The organism is Psychroflexus maritimus, from assembly GCF_011089875.1.
In the GTDB taxonomy this organism is placed as follows: domain Bacteria; phylum Bacteroidota; class Bacteroidia; order Flavobacteriales; family Flavobacteriaceae; genus Psychroflexus; species Psychroflexus maritimus.
The window spans coordinates 1-8,623 of the sequence record NZ_JAANAS010000058.1 but is presented as its reverse complement, the minus strand read 5'-3'; the positions used below and the strand labels follow the sequence as shown (position 1 = coordinate 8,623).

General features: G+C 36.0%; 3 protein-coding genes. All 3 read right to left on the bottom strand.

Features of this window, described 5'->3' with window-relative positions; all coding sequences use genetic code 11:
• Positions 1-198: 198 nt before the first annotated feature.
• On the bottom strand, positions 199-7,254 hold the full coding sequence (locus G7034_RS08155) for an FG-GAP-like repeat-containing protein (RefSeq protein WP_166400476.1): 7,056 nt from the start codon (positions 7,252-7,254) through the stop codon (positions 199-201).
• Positions 7,255-8,051: 797 nt separating this feature from the next.
• Positions 8,052-8,243 carry a hypothetical protein gene (locus G7034_RS08150; protein WP_166400475.1) on the bottom strand — a complete coding sequence of 64 codons (192 nt, stop codon included), beginning with the start codon at positions 8,241-8,243 and terminating at the stop codon, positions 8,052-8,054.
• A 79-nt stretch (positions 8,244-8,322) separates the two neighbouring features.
• On the bottom strand, positions 8,323-8,623 hold a 301-nt coding region (locus G7034_RS08145; protein ID WP_166400474.1), incomplete at its 5' end, for a T9SS type A sorting domain-containing protein.

Genomic DNA, 8,623 nt, shown 5'->3' with positions numbered 1-8,623 from the left:
ACATCATTAACGTTATCTTCAAAACCACCCATGGCATCCTCAAGACTTTGAGCGTGGATGTTTGTTATGGTAAAAAAACTTAGTAGGATTACGGTAAATATTTGTTGTGATTTTTTCATCTGCTTATATTTATTGTTTTTTATTGGTCAAATGCGACACCTATTAGCTTTGTCTTCCCTGAACAAACATTACATCTGCTTACTCTTTTATTAATTGTGTGCTTTGTTGATTTCCTGCTTCGTCGGTTAGCTTTACACTATATACGCCACTGTTATACGCACTGACATCGACTTCTAAGCTAGGCGATTTCAATTCTTGTTTTGCGGTATATACTTGCTGACCTAACATGTTGTAGATTTCTACTTCTACTGATGTACCTAAAGTTAGGCTGGTTTGAATGTTCACTACGTCTTTAGCTGGGTTAGGGTAGAGGCTAAATAATTTATTGTCCTCATCTTCCACACCCATGGTTTCTGTATCAAATTTCAAGGAAAATCGCGATGCATCAACCGATTCGCTAATACTTTCATCTACACTAAAGGAATAAGTCTGCCCGTCTTCTAACAAAGTTTCCGTGCCTAAATACGCATCGACTAAATAAACTGCTGTTGTTCCAAAATTGTTTAAGTTAGCCACAAAGCTGTAGTCTTGATTTCTCCAGTTGTTAGTAAATAAGGGAATCACTTCATCATTTTCTGGGAAGTTTCTTCGCTGAATGGTAAACAAGCTGTTTTCATTTACCGAAGCTAGGTTTTCATCGATATTCCCCATTTTACCTGCATCCAAGTTGTCTACGCTATTATCGCCATCAGCAGCAAAGCGCAAACGAATGGCATCAATAACCTGATTTCCTTCATTTTTTAAATCCAACAACATGCTCATTTGACTGTTGCTCAATGGAGCAGGTTTTGGAGAGGTGGTATTATCCTTCACACTTTCAGTAAACTGTATAGTAGGATTATTGGAAGTTCCTTGGATAATAAAAGCTTGTGCAGGTTCAATAAATTTATTGGTATCAGAAACCTGAATGTTAGGAGTGCCTCCATTTCCTAAATCACTTACCGTAACAAAAGCACCTCTGTTATTTACCATTGGATCCCACACATATAGGAAGTTAGGATTTAATCCAATTGAACTATTTGCACCAAATAAAGAAGTAACGTCTATTCTACTTTGGTAAGGATTTGCAAGAATACTAAAATAAGTAGTACTTCCAGCAGTACTAGGAGAAATAGGGTCTAAATCACCATAGACAAGATTACCTTCAGAAATCAATGTTGTAGCACTGGAAGCATCATTAGATTCTATCATGCTTTGATTTCTATCACCACGTACCATCAAACGGTAAGGTACTCCTACAGTTACATTAGTGGTTTTTGTATTAGTAACAGGTTGCCAGCTTCCATTGAATGAAAATAATGAAGATGCTCCTGTTTGTGTATAGTCTATTCCAGTAGTGATATTGTGCTGTCCTACTATTCCAACATCACCCGTAATATGGGTTCCTATACCTGCAACATTATTACCCCCATTTTGCCAGTTGTCAAAGATGCTTCCACCAGTTACAGGGCTAGCTACCAATCTAAAGGCTCTTTTGTTAGGATAATATTTTTCAGTGATAACAGAACCGCTTCCTGTAATGCTTCCTGTAAATTCATCAAAATAACTATCGCCTGAGGCATCACTTTTGAAGATGATTTGGCCGTTGTTGATGATATCTCCTCCTACTTTTAGTGAATGTGTTGGAGTAATTGTAATAGAAGCGCCAGTAATAATCGTAAGCGATGCAACTTCTATAGAGGCTGTAGAGATCGGCTGGTTCGTTGTTTGAGGTATAACGACGTTACTCGAAGAGGATGGCAAAAGATTTGAACTCCAATTGCTGGTATTATTCCAATCCGAAGAGACAGCACCAGTCCATTTAACTTCATTAATTCTATTCCTACCAATAGTAATTTTACTATCAGAAAATGAAGCAAAATCCATCTTACCGTCATTATCCAAATCAACAGCAAAACTATTAGCATAGGACCCCATATATGATGAAATATGGGTAGTACCAACAAAATCTGAAGTGTTAAAAGAACTACTGGTTGAAAGATTGTTAGTGACAATATTTACATAAGACCCAGAATTAAAATCAGCTGATATTGCATCTGGTTTACTATCTCCATTAAAATCTCCAAACTCAAAATTCCAAGCGCTGTTTGAAGAGGATGCCTGAACATTATTCACGGTCGTAGCTGCAAAATTTGATGCTATTAGATTTCCTGAGGAATGGTTATTTTTCCATGCTCTTCCACTCGTTGACCATTCACCACCTTGAAAAACATCCAATTTACCATCACTATCTAAATCGGAAATCCCTATAGCATAACTTGCTATTGAAGATATTGAAATTACGCTCAAGAATGATATTGAACCTGGGGTAGAGTTATTTTGCACAATCTGTAAATTACTACCACTAGAGGAAACAACATCTAATTTTCCATCAGTATTCAAATCTCCAAGAACAAAGTCCCTACTTCCGGTAATCCCAGTTGAAATAGCCGCACCAAATGAAACTGTGTTTCCAGGTAAAGAAGATGTATTTCTATGCACACTTACATTACCCCCATTAGGAGCTACAACTAAATCGTTTAGCCCATCCCCATCAACATCTACTATACGAACCAACATACTTGATGCAACCGTAATGGTTTGTGGAGTATCAAACTGAATATTTCCCGGCCCTGTTGAATTGTTTATCAACACTGTTAGAGATGTTGAATTATTTGTTACAACAATATCTAATTTACCATCGTTATTTACATCACCCACAGCGACATCTCTAGGACTAGAAACAGTTGTTGGATAAATTGGATTACTCCAAAAACTAGCTAATGAAAGTGAACCTGGACTGGCATTATTATGGTAAATCGCCACTCTGTTGCCTGAATTATCTACTTTAATTAAATCAACTTTTCCATCATTGTCAAAATCAGCCACAGCACCATTATGTCTAACATTACTCAAAGAAGCAGAAGCTACAGCAGCTGGAGTAGTTGACGAAGTAATGTCAAATTTTGCAAAGGAATCCGCAACAATAGTTTGTGGATTTGGATTGTTCCAAGTAGGTAAAAACACCTGTGAAGAAGTGGCTAACCTAGAAGTGGTAAGATTAGTCACCGTTAGTACACTATGTGTAGCTCCATAAGGAACCGTAACTGTTAATTGTGTTGAGCTTGCACTAGTAACCAAAGCTCTTGTAGCTCCAAAATACACCAAGTTATTACTAGCAGTGGCATCGAAACCAGTACCTGTAATGGTAACTACACTTCCAGCTTCTGCACTTGTAGGTGTAAATGAAGTAATAGCTGGAGGCGCAACGAATGCTGATGCTGTTACTGAAATTGTTTCCGTACAACCATTGCTGTTTAGATATGTTATAGTTGCGTTTCCTGCGCTTTGCCCAGTGACAACTCCATTGTTATCAACTGATGCAACAGTCGGATCAGATGATACCCAAGGGGAATTAGCATCTGGTGTACCTGTACCTGTTAATGTAATTGTTTGTCCTATAAATACAGAATTAGAACCTGAAATGCTTGGTGCATCAATACGCGTTCCAGTCACAGCTACTGTTTGGTTTGTTGCTCCGGTAGAACTTAAGGTGATATTTCCTCCATTTGTTCCATTAGTCGTTCTGTTGTATCGAACATAAACAGTTGTAGGAGCAACGGTGCCAGAAACATGAGGAATGCTTAATGTACTGCTAAAAGTTACATCATCAAGCGAATATTCATAACTTGTAAGCGCACCAATAGAAATGTTAGCTGTTAAATTACTTCCAGAAACTGTAATTGTTTGAGAAGGTGAAGGCGTAGCGCCGCATTGAGTATATGCTGACAAAGCTCCAGATGTGGTAATGGTTGGAGTTATATTGCCTTGGAATTCTGAATAATATAATATCCCACCGTAACGATCGGTAGTAATTAAATCAACATATCCATCACCATTAATATCGAATAATTTTTCGCCTCCAGTATAATTCCCAGAAAAATGGGTGGTCCGACTTAAAAATGATGTTGAGTTTCCAAATGAAGATGTAGAATTATTAAATTGGAGTCCATCAATTCCAAAATAATCTGAACCAATGATGTCTAAATCTCCATCATTATCAATATCAAACATTTTACCAAACCTTGAATGTCCACTTATTGAATTTAAAGTGAAATTTCCGGAACCGTCGTTAATATATAATCTATAATTGCTTTGTGCTGGTGCAACTACATCTATATCCCCGTCATTATCATAATCTATAAAATAAATATCATCATACCCATTCATATCGGTATCACTTCCCATATTTATTGGTGAATTCGAAAAACCCGAAGCACTATTCATCACCATCTGCAGACCAGTGTTGTGTTGTAAAAAGAAAATTTCAGGATATCCATCATTATTAATATCCTCTAATGCTATTCTTTTACAAAAAGCAATATTGGTACCTACTTGTAAGTTAGAAAAATGATTAACAAATGAAAAAGGTGTCGAAGTGGATTGGGTAAAAACCTGAACTTTAGTACTAGTATATGTACCATAACTCGTAGCTGCTAAATCTAAATAACCATCATTATTTACATCACCAACAGCAATTGAGTTTACGTCGCCATAAAGTGAATTAAATACCACTGTTGAAACAGTTGTAAATGTGTTATCTCCATTATTCTTTAATATTTCAACTTTTTTTCCACTATTTAATGCACAGATAATATCAACAAAACCATCATTATTCAAATCGGCAGTTTTAATATCCGTAATTACACCTGAATTACTTAAGGTTAAATTAATCGTGGTTGAAAAATCCGAAATAGAAATGTTAGAATTAGCACCTGGATTTAAGTATATCGTTAAACCTGTATTAGTAGGTGCTATGATGTCTAATAAACCATCATTATTTATATCAGCAACTTCAAAAGAAGGGGTAAAAGAAGATGGTGCTGATGACTTTGCAATAGAAGAGGGCGCCATAAAATACTGTGAACTCCAATTCAAATCTAGATTTCCATTAGCAGGATTTAGTAATTTAAAATATTTACTGTTTGAAATTAATCCTGAATTAGAAATAGTAACCTTAGAAATAACTTCACATCTAGGTACCGTTACTGTTAATTGGGTTGTGCTTGCCGCTGAAACAGTTGCTCTAACACCACCAAAATAAACAATATTATTCCCTGCAGTGGCATCAAAACCCGTACCCGTAATCGTCACCGTAGCACCTACCTCTGCACTGGTTGGTGAGAAAGAAGTGATGCTAGGCGGTGGTGTCACCACAGTATAAGATGTAGATGATAATACACTACCACCGGGTGTTACCACAGTTATTTGGCCAGAGGTCACGTTATTTGGTGCGGTAGCCGTAATTGAAGTAGCACTATTCACGACAAATGAAGTCGCGTTTACACCATTGAATGAAACACTGCTCGCATTTGTAAAATTAGTTCCAGTTATAGTAACGCTGGTTCCTGAAACGATTGATGTAGGTGAAAAAGATGAAATTGTAGGTTGAGGAATTACTGTAAGTGAAGATTGACTTGTTACCGTTCCTCCGGGAGTGGTAACTGAAATTGTTCCTGTAGTAGCCCCTGCAGGCACTGTAGCTGTTATGGAAGTAGCTGAAGCACTATAAACAGAGGCAGATACTCCATTAAAACTAACATCGGTAGCACCATCTAAATTTGTCCCTGTTATAGTAATCGTTGCCCCTTCAGCTGCACTAGAAGGAGAAAAAGACGTAATGGTCGGAGCAGGAACAGTTATTGTAAATGTACTTGTTGTTGAAGTTCCAAAACTATTGGTTACGGTAATTGTACCTGTGGTAGCGCCAGAGGGAACTGACGTATTAATAATATCTAAGGTTGGAGAATTTGTGTTATCAGTTGTAAAAGATGCTGAAACTCCATTAAACGAAACATCAGTGGCATTTAACAAATTAACTCCATTAATAGTTACAGCAGTACCTTCACCTCCCGATGTAGGTGAAATAGGTGTAAAATTTCTAAAAACAGGAGATTTGTCTGCAATATAAACCTGAGGCTCAGAACTTGAACTTATAGCCACATAAAGCGGATTATTGTTTCCATCAATAAACAATCTCACCCCAGCGTCTAAATAAAAACCCTGGTAATTGGTAGTTTGGGTCAAATCCCAATTGGTGGTTGATGCATTATACTTTTTTAAGTGAGCTCTACTGTTGTTATCTGTATTCTGATAAATAACATAGGGAGTATTTGTGTTATCAAAAGCTATGTCGAATGAAAAACTATTGTAATTCTTGCTTGTACTATCAAAAATTTTAGTCCCGGAACTGGTTAAGTCAACCCAAGAAGAACCATCCCATTTACGAACATGAATTTTACAAAAGCTTGAACTTTTTAGTTCACTGTAGGCTACATATAAATCACCATTAGGTGCAAAAGTTACTCTCTGAAGACTAGTCCATGCTCCCCCGGGCATATTCGCACCCATTTGTGTCCAAGCACCGTTAGAATACTTCATCACCATAACTCCATCATTACTAACATACGGTGAACTTACAGCTACATAGATAGAACCATCAGAACCCACTGCAGGAAAATAATTATTTAATTGTTCAGCTCCTCTATCTCCTTGTTGATAAAGTATATCAAGAGGAGTTGTTGCAGGTGTGTCCCCCGGAGGATTAGCCGTTAGATTATTCCATGATGTTCCGTCGAATTGATAAACGTAAAATCCAGAAGGAAAATTATTACCCCAAGGAGTAACAATTACAGGATTTCCATTATTGTCAATTGTTATACCTGGACTACCGCTCGCACCGGTTGTCAAAAATTCTGGAGGACCAACATCTACCCAAGAAGTACCATCAAATTTATTGCAAGACAGCTTATATACTCCTGAAACTGATTCGATGTACGTTACATATATATCACCATTTGCCTGATTTACTGCAATGCTAGGTTCATACACCATGTAAGTTGAGAATCCTGCGGTTCCAACAATACTCCATGTTGCTCCGTTTTTCTTTTGAACGGTTGCTTTATTTCCATTACTTGCATCTTGCAATACAACATAAACATCACCTGTTGTATTATATCTTACTGCGTTTCGATATCCAGTAGAACCACCAGATGTTTCCACTTTCCATTGGGCATTTACGAAATTAAAACTTAAGAGTAACAAGCATATAAATAAAAGTATTTTCACTTTGCGCTTAAAATATTTTTTTTTCATTTTATGTTTAATTATCTTATTAATAATATTATTTGAATTTTTAAACTCAATACAGTTTTAAGTTATTATAAGCAAATTGCACACGCTTACTTCAGTACTTTTGTAACTCGATTTATAGATCAATAAATTAGTTGCCAAGCTCAAAGTGGTTCCAAATGTACCTGTATCTCCTGTGGTGGAGATGGTTAAGTTTTGGAAAAAAGTACGGATGCTCATACTTAACAAAAAAAAGCAGGCAATTTTATTAATGAACCGATTCATAGTTATTTTTTTTGCAAAATTAAAATAAAGAACAAAAAAAATATCAAAATTATACGCACGAAAACCTACTGAATAAAAAAAAACACCTCACTAAAAACTACTTTTTTTATTTAAAATGTTAATTTTCAGTATGCTATTTACTTGAAGTTATATCGTTGTTCATTTTGAATCAAATTTGATTTATTTTTTATCTGAGTTAAGTAAATTTTTAAGGTTTGATTAAGTCGGATAAGCAAGTAATCTTTTGTTTGTTGAATGCCAAGGTCTTTGATTGAATTAGACAGCAGTTCTTTCGATTATAGTACACCCTAATTTAAGATTCTATTGTTTTGCTTTCAAATAATTTAAAATTCTATTTTAATTTTCAAATCAACAACAAACATTTAACATTAATACTTGGAGCTGGGCTGATCTTTCTTACCAAATACGAATATTAAAATGGTTTTAGTTAAATTAGGTTTAATCCATCAAAAAAACCACCTTTATAAAGGGTGGCTTTTGAATCAATTATAAAATGATTTAGGTATTCTATGTTCTTACTTCCTTAGTTTATTAACTCCTAAATACCCGCCAATGGCTAAACCAAGATACACCAGCATGTGTATGGGTACATCATTAACGTTATCTTCAAAACCACCCATGGCATCCTCAAGACTTTGAGCGTGGATGTTTGTTATGGTAAAAAAACTTAGTAGGATTACGGTAAATATTTGTTGTGATTTTTTCATCTGCTTATATTTATTGTTTTTTATTGGTCAAATGCGACACCTATTAGCTTTGTCTTCCCTGAACAAACATTACATCTGCTTACTCTTTTATTAATTGTGTGCTTTGTTGATTTCCTGCTTCGTCGGTTAGCTTTACACTATATACGCCACTGTTATACGCACTGACATCGACTTCTAAGCTAGGCGATTTCAATTCTTGTTTTGCGGTATATACTTGCTGACCTAACATGTTGTAGATTTCTACTTCTACTGATGTACCTAAAGTTAGGCTGGTTTGAATGTTCACTACGTCTTTAGCTGGGTTAGGGTAGAGGCTAAATAATTTATTGTCCTCATCTTCCACACCCATGGTTTCTGTATCAAATTTCAAGGAAAATCGC

Bases quoted from the DNA above. Each gene is read 5' to 3' on its own strand.
- G7034_RS08155 (WP_166400476.1), bottom strand. From the start codon at position 7,254: ATGAAAAAAAAATATTTTAAGCGCAAAGTGAAAATACTTTTATTTATA.
- G7034_RS08150 (WP_166400475.1), bottom strand. From the start codon at position 8,243: ATGAAAAAATCACAACAAATATTTACCGTAATCCTACTAAGTTTTTTT.